Origin of the sequence: Bradyrhizobium sp. 157 (assembly GCF_023073815.1) — a bacterium.
Lineage (GTDB): Bacteria > Pseudomonadota > Alphaproteobacteria > Rhizobiales > Xanthobacteraceae > Bradyrhizobium.
Genome location: NZ_JADPKF010000038.1, coordinates 146,275 through 168,479 on the forward strand (window position 1 = coordinate 146,275; position 22,205 = coordinate 168,479).

The 22,205-nt window shown below is 61.9% G+C and carries 22 protein-coding genes and 1 tRNA gene; 14 read left to right on the plus strand and 9 right to left on the minus strand.

Features of this window, described 5'->3' with window-relative positions; all coding sequences use genetic code 11:
• Window positions 1-122: 122 nt before the first annotated feature.
• The 3 genes from IVA95_RS09205 (at window position 123) to IVA95_RS09215 (ending at window position 1,260) form a co-directional block, all read left to right on the plus strand.
• Window positions 123-452 carry an integration host factor subunit alpha gene (locus IVA95_RS09205; protein WP_028345713.1) on the plus strand — a complete coding sequence of 110 codons (330 nt, stop codon included), beginning with the start codon at window positions 123-125 and terminating at the stop codon, window positions 450-452.
• An 86-nt stretch (window positions 453-538) separates the two neighbouring features.
• A complete protein-coding gene (locus IVA95_RS09210; RefSeq protein WP_247510219.1) occupies window positions 539-1,093 on the plus strand; it encodes a MerR family transcriptional regulator in 555 nt (184 codons plus the stop codon).
• Window positions 1,094-1,182: 89 nt separating this feature from the next.
• Window positions 1,183-1,260: transfer RNA gene (locus IVA95_RS09215), tRNA-Pro, on the plus strand.
• Window positions 1,261-1,292: 32 nt separating this feature from the next.
• Here IVA95_RS09215 and IVA95_RS38750 read toward each other — a convergent pair.
• Complete coding sequence (locus IVA95_RS38750) at window positions 1,293-1,421, minus strand: hypothetical protein (protein WP_256470176.1); 129 nt, start codon at window positions 1,419-1,421, stop codon at window positions 1,293-1,295.
• A 280-nt stretch (window positions 1,422-1,701) separates the two neighbouring features.
• On the opposite strand from IVA95_RS38750, the gene IVA95_RS09220 reads away from it, so the two are divergent.
• The 4 genes from IVA95_RS09220 (at window position 1,702) to IVA95_RS09235 (ending at window position 5,310) form a co-directional block, all read left to right on the plus strand.
• A complete protein-coding gene (locus IVA95_RS09220) occupies window positions 1,702-2,283 on the plus strand; it encodes a hypothetical protein (RefSeq protein ID WP_247510220.1) in 582 nt (193 codons plus the stop codon).
• Window positions 2,284-2,300: 17 nt separating this feature from the next.
• A complete protein-coding gene (locus IVA95_RS09225) occupies window positions 2,301-2,969 on the plus strand; it encodes a hypothetical protein (protein WP_247510221.1) in 669 nt (222 codons plus the stop codon).
• A 314-nt stretch (window positions 2,970-3,283) separates the two neighbouring features.
• A complete protein-coding gene (locus IVA95_RS09230) occupies window positions 3,284-4,189 on the plus strand; it encodes a dihydrodipicolinate synthase family protein (protein WP_247510222.1) in 906 nt (301 codons plus the stop codon).
• A gap of 152 nt (window positions 4,190-4,341) precedes the next feature.
• On the plus strand, window positions 4,342-5,310 hold the full coding sequence (locus IVA95_RS09235) for an SDR family NAD(P)-dependent oxidoreductase (RefSeq protein WP_247510223.1): 969 nt from the start codon (window positions 4,342-4,344) through the stop codon (window positions 5,308-5,310).
• Window positions 5,311-5,384: 74 nt separating this feature from the next.
• Here IVA95_RS09235 and IVA95_RS09240 read toward each other — a convergent pair whose 3' ends face one another.
• Both IVA95_RS09240 and IVA95_RS09245 read right to left on the minus strand, forming a co-directional pair.
• Entirely contained in the window at window positions 5,385-5,855 is a 471-nt protein-coding gene (locus IVA95_RS09240; protein ID WP_247510224.1) for a GcrA family cell cycle regulator, read from the minus strand.
• A gap of 42 nt (window positions 5,856-5,897) precedes the next feature.
• Entirely contained in the window at window positions 5,898-6,098 is a 201-nt protein-coding gene (locus IVA95_RS09245) for a hypothetical protein (protein ID WP_213255505.1), read from the minus strand.
• Between the two features lie 260 nt (window positions 6,099-6,358).
• Here IVA95_RS09245 and IVA95_RS09250 point away from each other — a divergent pair, with 260 nt between their 5' ends.
• The gene (locus IVA95_RS09250) at window positions 6,359-6,736 is read left to right on the plus strand and encodes a GrlR family regulatory protein (protein ID WP_247510225.1); all 378 of its coding nucleotides are present in this window, start codon (window positions 6,359-6,361) and stop codon (window positions 6,734-6,736) included.
• Window positions 6,737-6,755: 19 nt separating this feature from the next.
• On the opposite strand, the gene IVA95_RS09255 is transcribed toward IVA95_RS09250, so the two are convergent.
• The gene (locus tag IVA95_RS09255; RefSeq protein ID WP_247510226.1) at window positions 6,756-7,697 is read right to left on the minus strand and encodes an acetamidase/formamidase family protein; all 942 of its coding nucleotides are present in this window, start codon (window positions 7,695-7,697) and stop codon (window positions 6,756-6,758) included.
• A 68-nt stretch (window positions 7,698-7,765) separates the two neighbouring features.
• Here IVA95_RS09255 and IVA95_RS09260 point away from each other — a divergent pair, with 68 nt between their 5' ends.
• The 3 genes from IVA95_RS09260 (at window position 7,766) to IVA95_RS09270 (ending at window position 10,728) form a co-directional block, all read left to right on the plus strand.
• The gene (locus tag IVA95_RS09260; protein ID WP_247510227.1) at window positions 7,766-8,566 is read left to right on the plus strand and encodes a YdcF family protein; all 801 of its coding nucleotides are present in this window, start codon (window positions 7,766-7,768) and stop codon (window positions 8,564-8,566) included.
• 72 nt (window positions 8,567-8,638) lie between these two features.
• A complete protein-coding gene (locus tag IVA95_RS09265; RefSeq protein ID WP_247510228.1) occupies window positions 8,639-9,424 on the plus strand; it encodes a DUF169 domain-containing protein in 786 nt (261 codons plus the stop codon).
• Between the two features lie 128 nt (window positions 9,425-9,552).
• On the plus strand, window positions 9,553-10,728 hold the full coding sequence (locus IVA95_RS09270) for a saccharopine dehydrogenase NADP-binding domain-containing protein (RefSeq protein WP_247510229.1): 1,176 nt from the start codon (window positions 9,553-9,555) through the stop codon (window positions 10,726-10,728).
• On the opposite strand, the gene IVA95_RS09275 is transcribed toward IVA95_RS09270, so the two are convergent.
• The 3 genes from IVA95_RS09275 to IVA95_RS09285 form a co-directional block, all read right to left on the minus strand.
• Complete coding sequence (locus IVA95_RS09275; protein ID WP_247510230.1) at window positions 10,712-11,992, minus strand: O-antigen ligase family protein; 1,281 nt, start codon at window positions 11,990-11,992, stop codon at window positions 10,712-10,714. The genes IVA95_RS09270 and IVA95_RS09275 overlap by 17 nt on opposite strands.
• A 152-nt stretch (window positions 11,993-12,144) precedes the next feature.
• Window positions 12,145-13,683, minus strand: a complete 1,539-nt coding sequence (locus IVA95_RS09280; RefSeq protein WP_247510231.1) for an undecaprenyl-phosphate glucose phosphotransferase — start codon at window positions 13,681-13,683, stop codon at window positions 12,145-12,147.
• A gap of 115 nt (window positions 13,684-13,798) precedes the next feature.
• Complete coding sequence (locus tag IVA95_RS09285) at window positions 13,799-14,932, minus strand: glycosyltransferase family 4 protein (RefSeq protein WP_247510232.1); 1,134 nt, start codon at window positions 14,930-14,932, stop codon at window positions 13,799-13,801.
• Window positions 14,933-15,216: 284 nt separating this feature from the next.
• Between IVA95_RS09285 and IVA95_RS09290 the strand changes: the two genes are divergently transcribed.
• Complete coding sequence (locus tag IVA95_RS09290) at window positions 15,217-17,487, plus strand: exopolysaccharide transport family protein (RefSeq protein WP_247510233.1); 2,271 nt, start codon at window positions 15,217-15,219, stop codon at window positions 17,485-17,487.
• 66 nt (window positions 17,488-17,553) lie between these two features.
• On the opposite strand, the gene IVA95_RS09295 is transcribed toward IVA95_RS09290, so the two are convergent.
• Window positions 17,554-18,534 (minus strand): tripartite tricarboxylate transporter substrate-binding protein, encoded by a 981-nt coding sequence (locus IVA95_RS09295; protein WP_247510234.1) that lies wholly within the window; start codon window positions 18,532-18,534, stop codon window positions 17,554-17,556.
• A gap of 101 nt (window positions 18,535-18,635) precedes the next feature.
• Between IVA95_RS09295 and IVA95_RS09300 the strand changes: the two genes are divergently transcribed.
• Window positions 18,636-19,598, plus strand: coding sequence for a LysR family transcriptional regulator (locus IVA95_RS09300; protein ID WP_247510235.1), 963 nt, complete (start codon window positions 18,636-18,638; stop codon window positions 19,596-19,598).
• A gap of 55 nt (window positions 19,599-19,653) precedes the next feature.
• Here the strand turns inward: IVA95_RS09300 and IVA95_RS09305 are convergent, their stop codons facing one another.
• A complete protein-coding gene (locus IVA95_RS09305; RefSeq protein WP_247510236.1) occupies window positions 19,654-20,844 on the minus strand; it encodes a GNAT family N-acetyltransferase in 1,191 nt (396 codons plus the stop codon).
• 130 nt (window positions 20,845-20,974) lie between these two features.
• Here IVA95_RS09305 and IVA95_RS09310 point away from each other — a divergent pair, with 130 nt between their 5' ends.
• Entirely contained in the window at window positions 20,975-22,027 is a 1,053-nt protein-coding gene (locus IVA95_RS09310; protein ID WP_247510237.1) for a polysaccharide deacetylase family protein, read from the plus strand.
• Window positions 22,028-22,205 lie beyond the last annotated feature (178 nt).

A 22,205-nucleotide genomic window follows, 5' to 3' on the forward strand; every position in this document is an offset into this window, starting at 1 on the left:
AAAAATACTGTCTAAAATTGTAGTGCGGTTCCATGCTTCTGCATGATGGTCGCTGTTGACCATTGCGTGCTAACCTCATAATTTCAGGGAATAAATTGTTCGCCGAGAGTGCGGGGCAGGCGATGACCGGGACCGGAAAAACAGTCACACGCGTCGATTTGTGCGAGGCGGTCTACCAGAAGGTGGGCCTGTCGCGAACGGAATCCTCCGCGTTTGTCGAGCTCGTTCTGAAAGAAATCACTGATTGCCTCGAGAAGGGCGAGACGGTGAAGCTGTCGTCGTTCGGCTCCTTCATGGTGCGCAAGAAGGGTCAGCGTATCGGACGTAATCCGAAGACCGGTACTGAAGTGCCGATCTCGCCGCGTCGCGTGATGGTGTTCAAGCCGTCGGCGATTCTGAAGCAGCGGATCAACGGCCACACGCCCGGCAACGGCGAAAGCAAGACCGATTAACAAGACTGCGAGATCGAGTAACACGGCTGCGTAGCAAGGCGAGTACCGCGTCTTCACCAACGAGTTAAGTTGAGAGGAGCTGGCACTTGGACAAAGCGCCGGATGCGTTCCGCACCATCAGCGAAGTCGCTGAAGAGCTCGACATTCCCCAGCACGTGCTGCGGTTCTGGGAGACGCGGTTCGCCCAGATCAAGCCGATGAAGCGAAGCGGCGGGCGGCGTTACTATCGCCCGGACGACGTCGATCTGCTCAAGGGAATCCGCCGCCTGCTGTACGGCGAGGGCTATACGATCCGCGGCGTGCAGCGGATCCTGAAAGAGCACGGCATCAAATCGGTGCAGGGCCTTGCTGACCAGACCTCAGCCGTCACCTTCGGCGCCGTCGAGGAGGCGATCGGCCTCAGCCTGCAGGAGCCCGATGAGGGCGAGATCCCGACCGTCGCAGCCGACGACGAGGATTACGAGACCGAAGAGAAGGAAATCGACTACCGCTTCGTCGATACCGACGACGACGGCATTTTGCTGCCGTTAGCGAGGGCCAAGCCGGGGCCGTCGGACGCCGACCGCGAGCGCCTGGAGCGGGTGCTGCAAGATCTGATCGCCTGCAAGCAATTGCTGGACAACGCGCTGAAGGACGGCTGAGCGGGCGAGCGGAACCGGCGGCCTGCCGGCCGCAATGGGCCGTTCTCCTGCCTTGCGCCGGGCGCTGATCGCAGCTAATGGAACGGCATCGGAGCGTGGCGCAGCCCGGTTAGCGCACTAGTCTGGGAGACTAGGGGTCGAAGGTTCAAATCCTTTCGCTCCGACCATTCATTTTCACGGATAGCGATTTTGATGGCTGCTAGATGCCGAGAACCCAGACGGCAACAATGGCGCCTAGCACAGCTATTCCGCTGACTGTCCAGCCCGTCAAATAGGTCGCACCATCCGTTTCCGGTCGATCGACCATACTATCGCGCCACTCGGTCATGGCGGCCTCCCGTCTTATTTTATTGATACTGCCTCCGGTATGTAGGTCGCTGCCGCGGGCTCAAGGTTCAAGCTACGCGGGCCGCGAAATATCTGTAGCTTTCATGACCAAGCTCGATACCTGCGCATCCCAACAGGCCGGAGACGCCCGGCGTTCCTGGGCATGCCGGCAGCTAAGTCCGGCTTAACCCAACCGGCAGATCTAACCGGCACCAACCTTCTCGGCACATCCGGACGCCGCTATATAGAGCGGATTGCAACCTCTGCAGGTGCGTGGGGTCATGAATTTTTTGATGCGTGCAGCCTTCGTTTTGGGCGGCATATTTCTGGGCGTTAACCTGATCAACTATTTTGTCCTGGGCCGTTCCGGAGATTACCTGCCGGGCGGCGATCGCATGGGCGAATGGAAAGCGGCCAAGATACGCGAGGCGTGTTACCCCGCGCTTGAACACCCCGAAAGGGACGGGCAGCTCCCGAGGCTTTCGACCGACAAGCATCGCGTCGATTGGCGCGACCTCACCAGCGCGAAAGAAATGACGGCGGCGCTGAACTGCTATCTCGTCACGCATCCGAACGCGATCTGCGAGCGGGACAATCGCGCCTACATCGTCGATTACATCAGTCGCTATTTTGCGAAATTCGATGAGATGATGAATACCGCCAAGCGATATGGCGAATCAGAAATGTCCACCGTCAGGGATCTCTGGGACAGTCCACGCAACCGCGCGATCAATGCCGCACTGATGATGGACACTGGCAATGGCCGGCTGATCAAGGCCGATTTCGGCTGGAGCGTGCCCGCAGCGATGAAGCCGATGCTCGATCGCTACAAGGGCGCGACCGACAACTGCCCCAGGGCTTAGCAGCGGGAGCTTGAAAATTGATCCGTCAGGTTCTCACCCTCATCCTGGCCTTCGTCGGAGGCTTCCTCGTGGTCGGCGGGTGGATCTGGGCCCCGAAAGTATCGAGTGCGATGTCAAGTTTCGTCTCGGTCGGGCCTAGTGTTTCGTTGTTCGCCGACGCCAATCGCCTCGGCCGGCCGGAAGTCGCGCCGGTCGTGCGGCGCTGCATTTTCCGCGTAGTGGACGTCGGTCCGGACGCGATGAAGATGGAGCCAAGTGCTGCATATTTCATCCTGAAGGCCGGCACCATGCAGGCGAACATTTCCACCTTGGCTGGCAAGCCAGAAGATTCGAGATCCGAATACCGGACAGTTTCTGTGGCTATCAAATGGGGAGAGTTGGCGGACTGCATTTATGCGCAGGACGATCGCGAACTCTGCGACGCCGATAACCGCGCAGCGGCAGTAGAAGCCACCACGAAGTTCTTTGCCCACGCGAAGCAGACCGGCGCTTCCGCGGGCAAGCCAGCGATATCAGCCAGCGACGCACGTGACATCGAAAATGTCGGCGATCGCTTGTTGCTCATGCTCAAGAACCACCGTCGCTACGGTACGCTCGTGGGTGCCGATTTCGGCAGTTTTGCACCGGCCGAAATAATGCAGGTCATGCGCGGCGAGCAAGCAACCCGCGACATCTGCAAGCGCTGACCCGAGACGATCAGCCCGCAATGTGTGAAGCGCGCCCTGCATGGGCTCGCAATCGTTATCGCCGATCTGACCGTCGACGCCGGCGCTGGACAACGCTGCTCCGACATTAACTGGCTGTCACCGGTCGAAGGCCGCCGGGAACGCGGGATGTGATCCGTGGTTGAGACCAAGCGCGTGCGTATGACGCGGCGTTTCCGCTACTCTGCCTTGTCAATTCCGCAACTGGATCGCCGTTCCGACCTTCGGTACGGTTGGTCTTGCGAAAGCGGGGAATACGCCCGCATGCAACGGATGGAAACAGCGAGGGCAGGCCGATGACAGTACGCCCCACAGGCGTGATACCGCCGATGACGACGCCGTTCCGGAAAGACGGCGAGATCGATTTCAAACTCGTTGCATCGCAGGTCGACTGGCTGATCGCGGCCGGCTGCCATGGCGTGGCGGCCGGCGGTTCGACCGGGGAGGGGCATACGCTCGATCACGAGGAGTATCGTGATCTGGTGGCGGCGACGGTGGAGGCCGCGAAAGGGCGTGCGCCCGTGATCGCCGGCATCATCGTCGATTCCACCCGCGACGCGATCCGGCGCGGCAAGCTGGTGCGCGACATGGATGTCGCAGCACTTCAGGTGACGCCGGTGCACTATCTGTTCAAGCCGGACGAGGAGGCGATGGTCGACCATTTCCGCTGCATGGCCGACGAAACCGGCATGCCGATCATCATCTACAACGTTCTGCCCTGGTCGTACCTCTCGCCGGCGCTACTGACGCGGATCATGAACGAGGTGCCGCTCGTCGTAGGCGTCAAACAGAGCGCGGGCGATCTGAAATTGTTTGCCGATCTCATGATGATGGCGCCGGACAAACTGATCTACAGTGCCGTCGATGCGCTGATGTATCCGTCCTATACGCTCGGCGCGCATGGTTCGATCGCGGCGATCTTGAGCGCCGCGCCGCATGCTTCCGTTGAGCTCTGGAACGTGGTCAAGGCAGGCAATCATACTCGCGCCCTCGAGCTGCACAGGAAACTGCTGACGCTGTGGAACGCGATCGTCTCGGACAATCTGCCGGCATGCACGCGCTATGCGCAGTCGCTGCAGGGGCTGCCGACGACATGCTCCCGCGCGCCGATGCCGGAAGCATCGCCCGCGCAGCAGGCCGCAATCAGCAAGGCGCTGGAGGGATTGGGTGCGCTGGGCGGCTCGCGCGAGGCCGCGGAGTAAATTCCGCGACGCGAAAACGCCTGCGAGACAATCGAGCCGCCCGTCTCGCGGGCGGCTTTACCGGCAGCTCCCACCTGTTACTGTCCTTCCGCACGGGCCTCCATGCCATGAGCGCCCCAACTCAAAAATTGAAAACCGAGGTAAGCGTCTCAATGAAGGATTTTGCCGGAAAGTTCGCCGTGATCACCGGGGGCGGCACGGGCATGGGTCGCGAGCTCGCGCGTCAGCTCGTCGCCGAAGGTTGCAATGTGGCGATGTGCGACGTCTCGCCGGAAGCGATGGCCGAGACCAAGCGGCTGTGCGAAGCGGAAAGGCTGCCGCAGGGCCTGCGCGTAACCACTCACGTCGCCGACGTCTCGATCGAGGCGCATCTGCAGCGCTTCCGTGACGAGCTGATCGAGCAGCAGGCGACCGACAAGATCCATCTGTTGTTCAACAATGCCGGCATCGGCGGCGGCGGCAGCCTGTTCACCAACACGCGCGAGCAGTGGGAACGCACCTTCAACATCTGTTGGGGCGGCGTCTATCTCGGCGTCCGCACCTTCTTGCCGCTTATGATGAAGGCCGACGAGGCCCACATCATCAACACATCGAGCGTCAACGGCTTCTGGGCGTCGGTCGGCCCGGGCGTGCCGCATACCGCCTACAGCGCCGCCAAGTTCGCGGTGAAAGGCTTTACCGAAGCGCTGATGACCGATCTGCGACTCAACGCTCCGCACATCAAATGCTCCGTCGTAATGCCCGGGCATATCGGCACCTCGATCGTTGCCAATTCGCGCAAGATTCAGAGCGGGGCGGAATCCGATGAACTCAGCCCGAACGAAATTTTGGCGACGCGGCAGCGCCTGAACGGCATGGGAATTGACACCGCGCCGATGTCGGACGACGACATCCAGAAGATCGCGCTCGACCGCGCGCGCTCCTTCCGCGAGGAGGCGCCGACCACGGCGGCGGCCGCGGCAAAAATCATCCTCGACGGCGTCAAGGCCGAACGCTGGCGGATCCTCGTCGGCGACGATGCTCACAAGCTCGACGAGCGGGTGCGGCAAGCCCCGGAGAAGGCCTACACGCCGGAGTTCTACAAGAGCTTTACGGAAGAGGTCGGCTGGCGGCTCGGGTAGCAACCGATCGGTTCTGATGAAATCAGAACCGACACTTTGCATTCTGGACGCGTCATCACGGCAACTGACGCCGCTCACGCGCGCGAGACGCGCTGACGCGAACCCGGGCGGTAGGCGAGGCGGGTATGCCCTGAGCAATAGGGCATGCCTTCCACCGGCGTATTGCCGCAAAAGCAGAAATCCTCTGCGCCTGGCGTGCTGATCGGCCAGCGGCATCTTTCATTGCTGAGCTCGAGCAGCGAGCAACGATTGTCGCTGATAATCGGCTCTTCCTGGAACGGCTGCGCGTTTTCGTAGACGGCTTGCAGGACTTGATACTGCAGCCTGGGGACGGATTTCCGCGAGCGCTCTCTGGCAGCCTTGGTCGGACGCGGTTCGGCGGGGGCGGGGCCGCGCGTCAATTGAAGGCGCGAGAGTTTGCCGATCACGGCGTTACGGCTGACGCCGATGCTGGCCGCGATCTCGCGGCAGGTGAGGCCGGCTTCAAAATGGCTCTTCAGGAGTTCGACGCGATCGGTGGTCCAGGTCGGTACGTTCGTAAGCATTTTCTCGGTTCCACATTCTGTGAAACCGCCGCGCTGCTCCCGTCAGGACGCCTTGCCGTTGTCGCGGATCGCAAGCAGCCCATCCTTGATGGCGAGCCGAATGCCTTCCTCGATCAGGGTCCGTGCAACGCCGGGAACACTTGTGCCGTGGGTGCCCTGTCTCACCAGTCTTTCGAGATAAGCGATGGTCGAGAGCGCCAAGGTCACGGGAACGCGGTCGGTTTCGGCTTTTTCTGTAGCCATGGGGAACGCTAACTTTTAAATGATGTACTGAAAAGTTACTATTTCGACTCTATTTAGTTTTGCACACATGAGTCAAACGACTTGTGGATAGCTCCCTATCCATTTGAAAAAACATATTAAAAGTCGAAGCCGGGTTTGTGGATTAGCTGAGCGCCCCATGACGCGCAGCGCGCGGCAGCCTTAATGGCGGTTACAGGCGCGGCGAAACGATCCAGCCGTGCGGGCCATTTCCCCATTGCTTCGCGCTGCAGGGAATGCCGATGATATCCTGGGACGGCGGCATGGGCGCAATGACGGTAACGAACGGTCTCTACACCATCCAGATCGAGATGACGGACGGCGGCCATGGCCGCGCGCACGGCGTGATCGTGCTGCGCGACGGCAAGATCGCCGGCGGAGACTCCTATTTCTACTACACGGGCTCATACACCGCGGATCGCGGCAAGTGGCGCGGTGAGTTGATCACCAACGAGCACACGAAATCAGCAGGCAGCCGGCCACTGTTCGGGGGGCGCGAAGTCACTTGCGGCTTCAGCGGGTCGTACGCCGCCGATGGCGCGCAGGTGCAGGGGACTGCATTGGTCGGAAAGACCAGCGTATTATTTCACGCGCGGCTGAAGCTGCTGTCTCCTTTTTGAGGAGCCGCGGGCCGTCCGATCAGCCGTGCACGACTGCCTTCGCGATCATGCAGTGAATGCCCTTGGAGCCGTTTACCGTTTGCGTCACGCGCAGATCGGCGGCGAGGCTGCAGAGCGTGTAGGCATCCTCGCGCGACAGATTGCGCTTCTCGCCGAGCAGCACGATCATGTCGCGCAGCGCCCGCACCACGCATTGATCGAGATCGGGGTCCATCGCCATCGTCATGTAATGCGTTGATGTTTCTGCGCGCGGATAGGCGAGCCGCAGGTCCTTGCGCAATGTCAGGCGGAAGCGGCCCTGCAGCGCGGTTTCGATCGCGGTGACGCAGACCTCGCCATCGCCCTGCACGCCGTGGCCGTCGCCGCAGGAGAACAGCGCGCCCGGCACGAACACCGGCAGATACAGTTTGGCGCCGGCGCCCAATTCCTTGTTGTCGAGGTTGCCACCCATCGCGCGCGGAATCAGCGAGGTGATGCGGCCCCAGGCGGGCGGCGGCGCCACGCCCATCACGCCGAAAAACGGCGCCAACGGCAGGTCGAGCCCCCACGGCATCCGTCCTACCATCCGCTCGCGGTCGAGCGGAATGTTCAGGATCCGGGTCTCATGAAAATCGTCGGGCAAGGTGCCCGCCAGCGGACGGATCAGATTGTATCCCCAATCCTGGCGCAGCCGAACGTCGAGAATATCGACCTCCAGCACGTCGCCGGGCTCGGCTCCCTCCACGGCGACCGGGCCGGTAAGAATATGTCCCGGCAGCATCCGCTCGCTATACGCGTGAATGTCGGCAAGCTCGGGAGGGACGTGAAATTGGCTGCGATCGGGCACCACGTCCGGGCCGCCGGTCACGGTGTCGATCGTGACTTCGTCGCCGCTGGCAATGGTCAGGACGGGCTTCAATTTGGCTTCAAAGAAGCCCCAGTGGCAGGTTTCGGGGCTGGAATGCAGGTGATGATTGGACATGCGGGAGGGCTTTTGGTTGCTGCAATGGCGTCGTATGACGCTGTACCAGACATTGTCAGAGGCTTCGCTTGTTTTTTGTCCTCTCCAAGACGCTCGGCTTTCTGCTGTTGCCGACGAATTTGCTGATCGGCGTAGGCTTTATCGGCGCCATCCTGATGTTCACCCGCTTTGCATCGCTCGGCCGCAAGCTGGTGATCGCAGCCGTTCTGCTGCTCGTCATTTGCGGGCTGTCGCCGCTCGGGAATCTCTTGCTCTATCCGCTGGAGCAGCGCTTTCCGCCGTGGGACAGCTCGCGCGGCCCACCTGACGGCATCATCGTGCTCGGCGCATCCATCGAAGCCGATCTCTCCACTGCGCATGGCACACCGGTGGTGCGCAGCTCGCCGGATCGCCTGATCGCGGCTGCCGCGCTGGCACACCGCTACCCGAAGGCGCGTATTGTGTTCTCCGGCGGCAGCGCGAAGCTGATTTCGAACGACGCCAGGGAAGCCGATTTCGCCGGCGCTATCTTTGAAAGCCTCGGCATCGACAAATCGCGGCTGATCATGGAACGTGGTTCCCGCAACACGCACGAGAACGCGGAATTCTCCAAAGCCTTGCTTGCGCCCAAGGACGGCGAGCGCTGGCTGCTGGTGACGTCGGCCTTCCATATGCCGCGATCGGTCGGCTTGTTCCGGAAGGCGGGATTTGCGGTCGAACCCCATCCCGTCGACTGGCGGGTCGGCGGACGTGACGATGTATTTGGCTTCACCAACGTCGCGATCGATGGACTGGGACGGACCGACCTCGCCGTGCGCGAATGGATGGGCCTGATCGCCTACCGCGCCACCGGCAAGATCGACGAGTTGTTGCCGGGTCCGGCAAAGTAGCAGCGGGCAGCCAGCCGGGCTAATATCGAAGGACAAAGCGCCGCTTAAGCGCGCCGATTGGGAGTTGACGCCATGCAACAGCAGACGCCGCCGGAAGCATTCGATTTGGCCGGCATGGTGGCCGACCTGAACAGCCTGCTTCGGCTCAAGACGACCGTGATCGGCATCAAGATGTTTGCCAGCGTGGAAGATATGATGGCGATCCCGAAGATCCGGCGTCCGTCGGCCGTCCATACCACCGACCAGATCGTCAGCATGGCTTCGCGGCTCGGCTGGACCGTCGGCATTACCGGCGATGATCTCGTCGGCGCGCAATGCCGTGCCGTGATCGGACTTGCGCCGCAGGACGAGAAGTGGCTCGCGGGGGAAAATTACGTCGGCGTCTGGCACGGCACCGCCGAAGACGCACGCAAGCGTCAGGAAGCGCTCGACGTTGTGCCTTTCGGCCAATATCAGGCAATGGCGGTGAGCCCGCTGACCAGCGGTCGGCTCAATCCGCCGGATATTTGTCTGGTCTACGCCACGCCCGGCCAGATGATCATTCTGATCAACGGCCTGCAATATACCGGTTACAAGAAGTTCGAATGGGGCGTGGTCGGCGAGACTGCATGCGCGGATTCCTGGGGCAGGGCACTGAAAACCGGCGAGCCTTCTCTGTCGCTGCCGTGCTTTGCGGAACGGCGTTATGGCGGCGTGCCCGACGAAGAGATGCTGATGGCGCTCAAGCCGGAGCATCTTGCCAAGGCCATCGTAGGCATGAAGCAGCTCGCGAAGAACGGCCTGCGCTATCCGATCGCGCCCTATGGCATCCAGGCCGACGTGCGCGCCGGGATGGGCGTGTCGTACGGTAAGAAATAGGAACCTGCACCGTCATTGCGAGGAGCGAAGCGACGAAGCAATCCAGGGTGCCGCCGCAGCGCGATTTATGGATTGCTTCGCTTCGCTCGCGATGACAAGAAGAGCACAACTTTTCTGGGAAACAGAACATGTCTTCGTCGAAATTCGACATCGTCGTCTATGGCGCCACCGGCTTCACCGGCCAGCTCGTCGCCGAATATCTGGCCGAGCACTACAAGGGCGACGCCAATCTGAAATGGGCGATGGCAGGCCGCAGCAAGGACAAGCTCGCGACCGTCCGTGACGCGGTCGGCGCTCCGGCGGACACGCCACTGATCGTCGCCGATTCCAGTGATGTGGCGTCGTTGAAAGCGATGGTCGAGCAGACGAAGTCGGTGATTGCAGGTGTTGGGCCATATCAGCTGTACGGAAGCGATCTGGTCGCCATCTGCGCTGCAACTGGTGCCGATTATCTCGACTATTGCGGCGAGCCGATCTGGATGCGACAAATGATCGAGGCGCACGAGGCGCAAGCGAAAGCAAGCGGCGCGCGGATCATGTTCTCATGTGGCTTCGACTCGCTGCCGTTTGAACTTGGCGCGTTCTTCGTCCAGACGGAGGCTAAGCGCGTGTTAGGTGTGCCCGCCTCTCGCGTTAAAGGTCGGGTCCGCGACATGCGCGGTACGCTCTCTGGCGGTACTGCCGCAAGCGCCAAGGCGACGTTCGGTGCTGTCGCCAAGGACCTTAGCCTCGTCTCTATCCTGAACGATCCCTTTGCGCTCACACCAGGATTTAGCGGCGCGCGACAGCCGCGCGGTAACAAGCCGGTTTACGAAGAAGATCTTCAATCCTGGGCCGCGCCGTTCATGATGGCCTTGATCAACACGCGGAACGTTCATCGCTCCAACATGCTTATGGGATTCCCGTACGGCCGCGAATTCATCTATGACGAGATGGTATTGACCGGTCCCGGCGACCAGGGAGAAGCGAACGCGAAGCTTGTGATGGCGGCGAACAACGAAAAGACCGGCGCCAATGCACGCAAGCCCGGCGAGGGGCCGTCGAAGGAGGAGCGCGAAAATGGCCTTTACGACTTGCTCTATGTCGCGATCGCGCCTGATGGACGCCAGGTCCGCGCGTCCGTGAAAGGCGACCGCGATCCGTACGGATCGACCTCGAAGATGATTTCCGAATGCGCAATCTGCCTGTTGCGCGATACACCTGACGTCGCGCCCGGCTTCTGGACACCGGGCGCAGCGATGCAGCACAAGCTGATCAAGCGGCTGGAAGAGCACGCCGGGTTGACGTTCACGGTGGAGAAGTAAGCTTCCGCTTCGGCGCCATGAGTGCCGAATTGCTGCCCGCCCTCCAGCGTTCGGCGGCGACGAACATGCCCCACATCGCCCCCAGCATCATCCAGAAGTGCCGCCAATGGTCGGTGTCGATGATGAAGCTCTCGCCGACCGTGCCGAGGAAAGCTGCGAAGATTGCCAGGTAGGCCGGCTGCCAGGGCACGCGGACGAAGACATAGCGGAAGCCCGTCAGAACCGTGACGAAGACCAGCGCCGGATAGCAAACGCCGGAGAGCCAGCCGCCCGACATGAACGCGTTCAGGTAGGAATTGTGGGTGTCTTCCGGGAAGTAACGGGTGAACTGTAGCGGGCCAATGCCGAAGGGCAGGCCCAACGCCATTTCTGCGCCGAGGATGTGCCGGCCGAACCGGCCGAAGCGGCCTTCGTCGTAGCTCTGGTCCAAGCTGGCGCGTTCCTTGAATAGCTGTGCAATCGAATCGAACGACAGCAGCACCGCGACCAGGGCGGCCGCCAGAAATACGGTAACAAGCGCCATCACGATGATGCGCGAGCGCTGCGACTGCGAGCGGCTGGTCAGCACCATCAATGCCAGCATGAAGCCCGAGGTGATGATAAGCATGCCCCACGCAGCGCGTGAGAACGCCAGGAGAATCGCCAAAGATATGATGCCAAACGCGATCGCGCTGCGGAACGCCTTGCCGAATTTGTCCGTGACCACGCTTTGCAGCACGAACAGCGCCGGCAGAACCAGAAACGCGCCAAACACGTTCGGGTCCTTGAAGGTGCCGCGGGCGCGATCATACAGCGTCAACAGGTCACGACCGCCGGGAATGAGATTGAAATAACCCGCGATGCCGGCGAGCGCTGCAATCATCGCGCCGACGATGAGCCCGCGCCGGAGCATGTCGAGCCGCGCTGCGGTATCCTCGGAGATCACCATCGCGAAGAAAATGACCGTGATTGCCATATACCAGGAGGTCGCAATCCAGCTCGGCACATTGGGCCGATCCATTACGGCGATCGCACTGATGCTGTAGCCGAGGTTGAGCAGGAACAAGAGCAACAGCAGCGGCATGAATACCAGCCGCATCCGCGCGCCCGTGGCGAAGAAGATCACCGAGGCGGCAAGCGTCGCCAGCTCATAGGGGCTCGGCTCGATGAAGACGATGGCGATGGACGCACCCACGAGCCAAACCAGCGCGCGCTGCAGCGCGAGCACGCCGGGCGCGGCCGTTATCGATGGGAGCGATTCCCCGGCTGTCGCCGCATACGCCATCACATACTCACGCAACTCAACTAACTACGACACTACTATCCGCACCATCCGCGTCATTGCGAGCGAAGCGAAGCAATCCATGGCGCCACACAGGGATAGATGGATTGCTTCGTCGCTATCGCTCCTCGCAATGACGTTGGCGCGTCCTCAACTCAATACGCGTTCTCGCTCTTGGTCATTAGCGCGATCGGCGTCTTGAGCAGAATGTACAGATCGAACAGCACCGACCAGTTCTCGATGTAATACAGATCGAACTCGACGCGCTTCTGGATCTTTTCGTCGGTGTCGACTTCGCCGCGCCAGCCGTTGATTTGCGCCCAGCCGGTGATGCCAGGCTTGACGCGGTGGCGCGCGAAATAGCCGTCGACGGCCTCGTCGAACAGCCGGCTTTGCAACTTGCCTTGCACCGCATGCGGGCGCGGCCCGACCAGCGACAAATTGCTCTTGAACACGACGTTGAAGAGCTGCGGCAGTTCGTCGAGGCTGGTCTTGCGGATGAAGCGCCCGATGCGGGTTACGCGCGGATCATTCTTGGTTACGACCTTGGAGGCGGTCGGATCGGCCTGATGCTGGTACATCGAGCGGAACTTGAAGACATCGATGCGCTCATTGTTGAAGCCGAAACGCTTCTGGCGGAACAGTATCGGCCCAGGGCTATCGAGCTTCACCGCAAGCGCAACCAGACCCATTACCGGCAATGCCAGCACCAGGATCACGAAGCCGACGACGTGGTCGAACAGCCACTTCATCACCAGATCCCAGTCGGTGATCGGCGCCTCGAACACGTCGAGAGTAGGCACCTCGCCGAGATAGGAATAGGAGCGGGGACGGAAGCGCAGCTTGTTGGTATGGGCGGAGAGTCGGATATCGACCGGAAGCACCCAAAGCTTCTTCAACATATCGAGAATGCGCGTCTCGGCCGAGATTGGCAGCGCGAACAGCACGAGATCGATGCGGGTGCGGCGCGCGAATTCGACGATGTCCTCGACCTTGCCGAGCTTGGGACTGCCGGCGCAGGTGTCCATCGCGCGGTCGTCGTTGCGGTCGTCGAACACGCCGAGCACCTTGATGTCCGAATCGTCCTGGATCTTGAGCGCCTGGACAAGCTGCTCGCCATTCTCGTCCGCGCCTACAATGATGGTGCGGCGATCGAGCCGGCCCTGACGGGCCCAGCGGCGCACCAGCGAGCGCAGGAACACGCGCCCGGTCACCAGCGCCGCGAGGCCGCTCACGAAAAACGCCGTAAGCCACAGCCGCGAAATTTCGTTGCCGAGCTTCACGATGAAAGATACGCCGATAAACAGCAGGAACACGAATGCCCAGGATGAAATCATCCGCGTCATCTGGCGAAGATGGCCACGGAACAACTGCACCTGATAAATATCGGCGGCCTGGAAGCAGATCACCGCCGTTGCCGCCACGCCGAAGATCGCCGCGAGAAACTCCCAGGAAAAACCTTTGAGAGGCACGACATATCCGAAATAGAGCGCGACGCCGATCGCGCTTAACATCGCGAAATCGATCACGCGAACCGCGCCTGCGATCACGATCGGCGAGTAGGCGCGGCCAACTTTCTGATTGGTGACGGCGAGCGCCGCCGGAGACAGCCTGCGGCGCCGTTCGATCGGCGGACGATCGACGCTGGCGGTCGCCGCGGCATCGAGCATCGAGCGTGCGTTAATCGGTTCCACTGGTCCACGTCCGTTCTTGAGCGGGCACATAGCAACGTGCCCGCCGGTGCGGAATTCCCCACACCACGGGCTTACGGGACAAATCGGAAGAAACAGTTACGTCGGTAATTTTCGGTTAACGATTGGCAAACGCCTCGCGGTAGCCGGCGACAACGCCCTCGACCATCGCCTTCTGCGAAAAATGCTGGAAGATTCGTTCGCGCAGCGATTTGGCTCGCTCCTTCGTCGCGGCCGGATCCTTCAGAGCGGCTTCGATGGCCTCGGCCATGGCGGCTGCGTTGCTCGGCGCGAACAAGGCATCGCCATGCGGGCCGAAAATTTCGGGGATGCCGCCGATATTGGCGGCGAGCATCGGAATGCCGGCGGCCGCTGCCTCGATCACGACATAAGGCATGGAGTCTCCGCGGGAGGGAACCACCAGCAGCGAGCCCTTGGAGAAGCCGTAACGCGCCTTGACGTGGCCGATGAAGCGCACGGCCTCACCAAGGCCGAGCTGCGCAACCTGGGCTTTGAGGCCTTCGCTTTCCTCGCCGTCGCCTGCGAGCGTCAGCGTCACCGGACGGCCGTCGGCGCGCAGCCGCGCTACCGCATCAATCAGGAGGTCGGCGCCCTTGATATGCCGGAACTCGCCGACATAGATCAGGTCGGTGGCGTCCTCCGCCTCGACCACGGGATCGAATTCACTGGCGGTGACGCCGTTGAAGACGCATCGCACCAGTCCCTTCGGCGTGCCGATGGTGCGCTGATAGGTGTTGCGAGCAAACGCGCTTTCGAACAGGAACAGGTCGGTATCGTTCATCAGCGCGCGCTCGACACGCGCATAGATGTTGCCCTTGAGCGTCGACAGCGGATAGTGCAGCGAACCGCCGTGCGGGGTGTAGACCCTGATCCTGTCGCGGGAAGTGGTCCTTAACCGCATGAAGGCGCCGGCCTTGGCGCCGTGACCGTGCAGCACGTCGGGCTTCAGTTGGCGGATCATGCGCTGGAAGCGGGCCCATACCAGAAGGTCGGACGGCAGCGGCTCGCGGCGAATGGCGGTGCGGTGAACGCCGAGCTTGAGGCGCGGGGCGATTTCCGCCAGCGCCTGCTCGGCGCGTTCGCCGCCGGTGAGGCTATCGGCGATGATGCCGACGTGATGGCCGCGGTCGACCTGCCCGTTGGCGAGATCGAGGATATGGCGGAAAATGCCGCCGACCGGCGCGCGCGTCGCGTGCAGAATCCGAAGCGGCTGGCCGTCAACGACAGGCATTGATACCGCCTTCAGATGCGACCGGGACCTGCGCGGTCTGGGCCAGGCAGCCCGCAAGCGTCAGCGCAGCGATCAGAGATGGAATAGGGGCGAGCACGCCTCGCATTACAGGTATCCTGGAAAAGTATTCCGCGATTAAGGGCTTTGATGGTTAACAAAAAATGACTGCGCGCGCGAGAGTACGCTCGGGCGCGCAGACAAGGCAAATTAACCCAGCAGCAACCATAATGAAGTGTAATCGCCCCGGGCGAATGGACCGATAGTTGCGTCCGCGGGAGTGTGCGATGCGTTTGGCGTTCTGGCGTGCAGGCAAGGACAAGCCGGTGGTGCAGCGGGCGATGGCAAGGCCTGTGGCTTCGGCGCCGAAGCCTGTCGCCGCATCCGATTCCGGCGATCTCGATCTGCATGCGCTTGGTCAGGCGCTGATGCGCAGGCGGAGCTGGATCATCGTTCCGACAGTACTGGCGCTGGTGCTGTCGCTGGCCGCAGTCAACATGATCACGCCGCGTTACAAGTCGGAAGCGCGCATCCTGGTCGACGGGCGCGAGAACGTTTTCCTGCGGCCGAATGGCGAGCGTAACGAGGAGCGCAGCGCGCTCGACGCCGAGGCCGTCACCAGCCAGGTGCAGTTGGTGCAATCGCGCGATCTGGCCCGCGAGATCATCAAAAAGAACAAGCTTTCCGAGCGTCCCGAATTCGATCCGGTGCTGCAGGGATTCTCGCCGCTGAAGTCGCTGCTGGCACTGGTCGGCATCGGGCGCGATCCGTTTTCGCTGACGCCGGAAGAGCGCGTGTTGGAAGCCTATTACGAGCGCTTCACGGCCTATGCGGTCGACAAATCCCGCGTCATCGTCATCGAATTCCAGTCGCGCGATCCCGAGCTTGCCGCGCGTGTCGCCAACTCGATCGCGGAAGGTTATCTGGTGCTGCAGCAGGACGCGCGGCAGCAGCAAGCGAAGTCTGCGAGCCAGTGGCTCTCGGGTGAAATCGAACACTTGCGCAAGCGCGTGGCCGAGGCCGAATCGCGGGTCGAGGATTTTCGCTCCAAGTCGAGCCTGTTCGTGGGCACCAACAACACCACCCTATCCAACCAGCAGATGGGCGAGATTAACACGCAGTTGAACAACGCCCGAGCGCTGAAGTCGGATGCCGAATCCAAGGCGCGGCTGATCAAGGAAATGCTTCAGAGCGGCAAGCCGATCGAGGCTTCCGAGGTGCTCAATTCCGAACTGGTGCGCCGGCTGTCCGAGCAGCGCGTAACACTGCGTGCGCAGCTCGCCGAGCAATCCTCGACGCTGCTCGGCGGTCATCCCCGCATCAAGGAATTGAAGGCTCAACTCGCCGATCTCGATCGGCAGTTGCGCGAGGAGGCGGGCAAGGTGTCCCGCTCGCTGGAGAACGACGCCCGCATCGCCAGCGGCCGGGTCGAAGGCCTGACGGCGAGCCTCGATCAGTTGAAAAAGCAGGCCTCTTCGACCAACGGCCAGGACGTGCAGCTCCGCGCACTCGAGCGTGAGGCCAAGGCGCAGCGGGACCTGCTGGAATCCTATCTCGCCAAATACCGCGAGGCGAACACCCGCGAGAATATCGAGGCGGCGCCGGCCGACGGCCGCATCATCTCCCGCGCCACCGTTTCCAACACCCCGGCCTATCCGAAGAAGCTGCCGATCGTCTTGATCGCGACGCTGGCGACCCTGCTGCTCACTTCGGGCGTGATCGCGACCGGCGAACTCTTGCGCATGACCGCGCCGCGGGCACTCGGTGCGGCTTCGCCGGAAGTTGTGCGTGAAATTGCGCCCGAAATCGTCCTGGCATCTGCGCCGGAACCGGTGCGTGCGCCACCGATCGCGCCCGAGCTTCCTGTAGCGAGCCTCGCTGAAGCGGATCACGTTTCAGAGCCAACGTTGAATGAGCCGCATGCCGACGCCCCTCACATGGATACTGCGACAGGGGACAGCGAGATCGAGCAACTGGCTGATGAGCTGGTTGGCGCAGGCGCTGCAGCGCGCAAGGTGACCGTGCTCGGCACGGCATCGAGCGAGAGCATCACGCTGACCGCACTGACGCTGGCGCGGCTGATGGCGCAGCAGGCAAAGATCGTGGTCGTCGATCTCGTGGCGTCCTCGCCGACGATGACGGCGGCGTCGGTCGATCCGGTAGCGCCGGGGCTTGCCGAACTGATGCAGGGCGAAGCCTCGTTTGCGCAGATTATCACCAAGGATCGGCTGTCGCGCGTTCATCTAGTGAGCGCGGGACGCCCCGGCTTCGACCGTGCGCAGCTTCAATCACCGCGGCTGACGCTTGCAATCGACGCGTTGCTGCGGGTCTACGATCACGTGCTGCTGGATGCCGGCACCGCGTCCGATCTGCCAGCCGAACTCCTGACGTCGCAGGCGCACGCAGTCGTGGTGCCCGAAGCGTCGATGGCGCAGGATGCGCGCACGCTGCTGTGCGAGCAGCTCAAGGCGGTCGGCTTCTTTGAGGTGACGATGCTGAACAAGCCGTACCAGGCTGAAGACGCGGTTGAGCCGGGTCCGCGCGTAGTGGCGGCGTAAACGCGCGTATATCTGTCTACGAAGCGACTCTGGGCATGTAACCGTATCGCGCGAGAGCCGAGATCTCTAGTCAGCCGGCGTAAACCCGGTTGCTTGCACGATCGTCTTCCACCGTTCGGATTCCGATGCGATCAGTTGCGCAAAGTCGCTCATGGAGATCGTGTCGATCTCAACGGATAATTTTGCCATGCCTGACCTTACCTCGTCGGTGCGCAGGGCCTCCTGGAGGGCACTGTTGAGCCTGTTGACGATGTCCGCCGGCGTCTTCGCCGGAACGAAAAAACCAAACCATGTGAGATCCTCGAGCGTGGGATAACCCGCTTCCGCGATCGTCGGCACGTCGGGAAGATAAGGGCTCCGGCGGGGACCGGTGGTCGCCAGCGCACGGAGCTCGCCGGATCGGACGAGGCCCAAGGAACTGCCGAGCGGCATAATAGCCGATGCGATCTCGCCTTTCAGGACGTCCTGAATTGCGATTGCGCCTTGATAGGGCACGTGAAGAAACTCGAAGCGTGCCGTGCGTCCCAGCATCGTACCAATGAAATGCAGCGTGCTTCCAACGCCCGCCGTGCCGTAGGTAGCGTCTTTTGGATTGGCGCGGCACCAGGTGATGAAGTCGGCAAGGCTTCGGACCTCGCTCGGTACCTTCCGCCCCACCGTCAGCAAGGTTGGGAAAGAGGCGGCCGTCGACACCGGGATAAAATCCTGCGGATCGTACCTGAGCGTCTTGTAGACGTGCGGAAAGAGCATCACGAAGCCGAGCGGTGCGAACAGAATGACCGATCCGTCGGCAGCCGCGCCCTTCACGGCCTCCGCCGCGACCCGGCCGCTCGCACCAGGGCGGGTCTCGACGACAATCGAATCTGCATAATCTTTCATCTGGCTGGCAATGAGCCTTGCCACCGCGTCAGGCAGACCGGGCGTGAAGCCCGTCAGTATACGCGCGGTTTTCAAGCGCGATTGTGCGATGCCTCGCGGCACGACAGCAGTAGCGGAGAGCGCGACACCGGCCGCTGACGCAATCAACACATCACGACGTGTCATCATGAGATGCCTCCCTGGCCGTTCCGCAGGAGGATGCTGGAGACGTAGATATCCGTCCAATGCTACTATTTGAAGGTTCCATAACTGTTTTGATAAGGACGGACATGCAGTACATCGACCGGGCCCGACGCCGTATCAAACTGCGCGATCTGCATATCCTGCTTGTCGTCGCGCTGCGGGGCAGCATGGCGAAGGCCGCAGCCGAGCTTGCGATCTCTCAACCGGCAGTATCCAAGGCGATAGCTGACTTGGAACATGAGGTCGGACTTCGACTTCTCGACCGCAGCCGAAACGGCATAGAACCTACGCCTTACGGCCGCGCACTCGTAAAGCGCGGCATGGCAGTTTTCGACGAGTTGACGCAGGGCCTGCAAGAACTCGAATTTCTTGCCGACCCGACCACGGGACAACTGCGCATCGGCAGTGCCGAGGGCGTAGCGGCTGGCCTTCTCCCGGCTGTGATCGATCGATTCGCCCGGCGGCATCCGCGCATCCGCTTGAACGTGGCGCAAACTGTGCTCAGCACCACGCACTACAGCGAACTTCGCGAACGGCGGATAGATCTGTTGCTGGGGTGGATTCCGACGCCGTTTGCCGAGGACGATTTGGTAGCGGAGCCTATCCTAAGTGATCCGCGGGTCGTGGTTGTGGGAAGACAAAGCGAATGGGCGCGGTCGTCGAAGCTAAGTCTGGCCGATCTGGCCGACGAGGCTTGGATCTTGCCTCCTCCGGATACTTTTCCAGGCTCCGCGACCGCTGATCTGTTTCGCGAAAGCGGATTGCTGGTGCCTCGCGCGTCTCTTACGACGCTATCGATCCACCTCTGCTGCAGGCTGGCCGCGACCGGGAACTATGTCACTTTCCTTCCAAGCTCGATTGTGCAATTCAGCGGTCGCGATTTGGGACTGAAAGTGCTTCCGGTCAAACTCCCACGAGCGCCCGTCTTGTCGGTGGCTATTGTGACGCTGAAGAATCGCACGCTGAGCCCGGCTGCCGAGATATTCATCGAATGCGTTCGTGAAGTATCGAAATCCATGGCGGGCAAGCCGCGTGCTCACAAGTCGTGAGCTACTGCGAGCCCGCAGCCGGGCGACCATGTCACCTGGAAATCGATTGCGTGTCCTAGCTGAACGCGTTGCGCAGCTTTTGCGCCATCTCCAGCAGCGCCGGATTGTGCTTCACCAGCCGCTTGGTGCGGTTGAGGCCCGACATGACGCCGGCGGCAAGCTTGCCGCGCTGGCTCAGCGAAATGAAGCTGTCGAAGATCGGCTCGTCGCTCTTGCAGAACAGCCGCTTGTAATCGTCCGATCCGATCCCGAGGTCGAGCGCGCGGTAACCCTGTCCGGCATAGTGATCGATGATGTCGCGCATCAGGATCAGGCCGGGGCTGTACTTCGAATTTGCCGACATCGTGTAGGTGTTAAACATCATCGAGAACCGATGGCCGTCGGCGACGCCGGCGAAGATCGCGATCACTTCCTCATCGCATTCCAGCGCGTGGATATCGATGGCGTGCCTGCCGCCGGCGAGCGGCGCGGTGCAGGCGCTGCGGACGAATTCCTCGATGCCGGGATCGGCGAACACATTCGGCAGCTTCTGTTCCGCCATCCGCAGCGGCTTGACGCGGAAGAACCAGTCGAGCAGCCGGGTGATGTCGGCCTCGGAGGACGCAATAAGACTGCGATAACCGGGCAGGGACTGCAGCTTGCGTTCCTTGCCCTTGAGACGGCGCCGGAACGAGTTGCTGATCAGCGCAGGGGGCGCGGCGCCAGGCTCGATCACCAAAAGCGGGCAATCATTGGCCGACGGCTGATGCGGCAGCAAGGCGAGTGGATTGGTCAGGTCGCGCCAGCGAACCGGTTGCTGGTGCAGCGCGAGGACATCGGCTTCGGACCGCAGTGAGATCGCCGATATCAGGCTCTCGAGATCGGCCCGCGTTGCGCTCGCGGCGAAATCGCGGTCGAACAGCGCCATGTTGAAGGTCGAATGCTTGCCGCCCATGAAGCTGGCGCAGCGGGCGCCATAGGCGTACGTGAGCGCGAGCGGAAGCAGCAGCAGCGGACGGCGTTCCGCGTCGTAGGCAATCACGATGAAGGCAACGAGGCCTTCGCGCGCGCCGACCTGGCGCTGCCAGGGGCTGAGGAAGTCGAACCGCTGATACGGCGTGAAGAAGGTTTGCGCGCCTTCCAGGCTGCGCCAGACGCCTTCCGCCGCGGCGAGGTCGTGAACGATGTCGATGCCGGCGATACGGCTCGCCTTCGACCACACATCTGCATCCGCCGTTCGGCCTTTGATCGCGGCAGCCATGGTCATCGCAGAGCCCGTGTTATATGAATTTGTTCACAATTTCGGCTTTGGCCGACCTTCGCAGGGAAATGTCAACAAAGGGTAATACGATGCGGGCGCGGCGGGGGCAGCGCGACCGCATGTTGAGGGCGGTACGTTGGCGTCGGATATCGGAATTTTGCGGCGGGCCTGGATGGAGCTCGCCTATTTCAGCGGCTATTTCAGGCTGAAGCAGCGGCAGAGCGGTGGCGCCGGCGTCATTTTGCGGTTCGAGTGCGTCCGTCCGCGCGATTCCCGGCCGTTTCAGCCCAATCGGTGGCGTGAAATCACGCCGCAATTTCTCGACCGGACCATCCAGGCGCTGAAGCGCTGGAACTTCGACCTGATCACGATGGACGAGGTGTGCCGGCGGGCGGTCACGCTGCCAAGAGCCAATCGGTTTGCCTGCCTGACCTTCGACGGCGGCTGTAAGGACGTCATCACGCAGGCCTATCCGGTGTTGTCGAAGCAGGGCGTGCCTTTCACCATCTACCTGCCCACCGCATTTCCGGATGGGCTCGGCGAACCCTGGTGGCTCGCGCTGGAAGAGATGATCGCGCGCGAGGATCGCATCAGCCTGATGATCGACGGCAAGGAGCGGCGTTTCGCAACCGGCAGCATATCGGGCAAGTATGATACTTTCGAATTTCTGGCGAACTGGATGCGGACGCTGCCGCCGCCGGACCTTTTGTTCGCGATCCACGATCTCTGTACGCGCTACTCCGTCGATCTCGCGGCGCTGTCGCGCGCTGCCTCGATGGATTGGAACGATCTGACCAAGCTCGCCGCCGATCCGCTGGTGACGATCGGCAGCGCAACGGTGAACTATTCCGCACTGTCCAAGCTGAAAGCGGCCGATGCGCAACGCGAAATGACGATGGGCAAGGCGGTCGCGGAGACCGCTTTGCGCCGCACTGTCAGCCATTTCGCCTATCCGTTCGGCGATCGGCAATCCTGGCGCCGGGAGCACGTCGTCATGGCGCAGGAGGCAGGTTTCGCCAGCGCGGTATCAACGATCCCGGGCGTCGTCGAGGCCAAAGGATACACAAATCTACATGCATTGCCGCGGATCGCCTGGGACGGACGGCAGGCTTCGCTGCGCACGATGCGGGTGTTGCTGTCAGGAATGACGTTTCCCGCGGTCAGGCCGACCCGGGACAATTGGGTCTAGAGCATGATGAAATTGAGTTTGATTGCGACCACGAAGAAGGTGCGCTCCCTCTCCCGCTTGCGGGGGAGGGCTGGGGTGGGGGGTGGCTCCGCGGGCGACACTGCCCGAGTGGAGAGAGCCCCCACCCGGCGCTTCGCGCCGACCTAAGAGCGAGCTTCGCTCGTCTCGACCCCCGCAA

Bases quoted from the DNA above. Each gene is read 5' to 3' on its own strand.
- IVA95_RS09300 (WP_247510235.1), top strand. From the start codon at position 18,636: ATGCAGTACATCGACCGGGCCCGACGCCGTATCAAACTGCGCGATCTG.
- IVA95_RS09265 (WP_247510228.1), top strand. From the start codon at position 8,639: ATGCAACAGCAGACGCCGCCGGAAGCATTCGATTTGGCCGGCATGGTG.
- IVA95_RS38750 (WP_256470176.1), bottom strand. From the start codon at position 1,421: ATGACCGAGTGGCGCGATAGTATGGTCGATCGACCGGAAACGGATGGT.
- IVA95_RS09240 (WP_247510224.1), bottom strand. From the start codon at position 5,855: ATGCTTACGAACGTACCGACCTGGACCACCGATCGCGTCGAACTCCTG.
- IVA95_RS09245 (WP_213255505.1), bottom strand. From the start codon at position 6,098: ATGGCTACAGAAAAAGCCGAAACCGACCGCGTTCCCGTGACCTTGGCG.
- IVA95_RS09230 (WP_247510222.1), top strand. From the start codon at position 3,284: ATGACAGTACGCCCCACAGGCGTGATACCGCCGATGACGACGCCGTTC.
- IVA95_RS09285 (WP_247510232.1), bottom strand. From the start codon at position 14,932: ATGCCTGTCGTTGACGGCCAGCCGCTTCGGATTCTGCACGCGACGCGC.
- IVA95_RS09205 (WP_028345713.1), top strand. From the start codon at position 123: ATGACCGGGACCGGAAAAACAGTCACACGCGTCGATTTGTGCGAGGCG.
- IVA95_RS09275 (WP_247510230.1), bottom strand. From the start codon at position 11,992: ATGGCGTATGCGGCGACAGCCGGGGAATCGCTCCCATCGATAACGGCC.
- IVA95_RS09220 (WP_247510220.1), top strand. From the start codon at position 1,702: ATGAATTTTTTGATGCGTGCAGCCTTCGTTTTGGGCGGCATATTTCTG.
- IVA95_RS09270 (WP_247510229.1), top strand. From the start codon at position 9,553: ATGTCTTCGTCGAAATTCGACATCGTCGTCTATGGCGCCACCGGCTTC.
- IVA95_RS09235 (WP_247510223.1), top strand. From the start codon at position 4,342: ATGAAGGATTTTGCCGGAAAGTTCGCCGTGATCACCGGGGGCGGCACG.
- IVA95_RS09255 (WP_247510226.1), bottom strand. From the start codon at position 7,697: ATGTCCAATCATCACCTGCATTCCAGCCCCGAAACCTGCCACTGGGGC.
- IVA95_RS09295 (WP_247510234.1), bottom strand. From the start codon at position 18,534: ATGATGACACGTCGTGATGTGTTGATTGCGTCAGCGGCCGGTGTCGCG.
- IVA95_RS09305 (WP_247510236.1), bottom strand. From the start codon at position 20,844: ATGACCATGGCTGCCGCGATCAAAGGCCGAACGGCGGATGCAGATGTG.
- IVA95_RS09250 (WP_247510225.1), top strand. From the start codon at position 6,359: ATGATATCCTGGGACGGCGGCATGGGCGCAATGACGGTAACGAACGGT.
- IVA95_RS09290 (WP_247510233.1), top strand. From the start codon at position 15,217: ATGCGTTTGGCGTTCTGGCGTGCAGGCAAGGACAAGCCGGTGGTGCAG.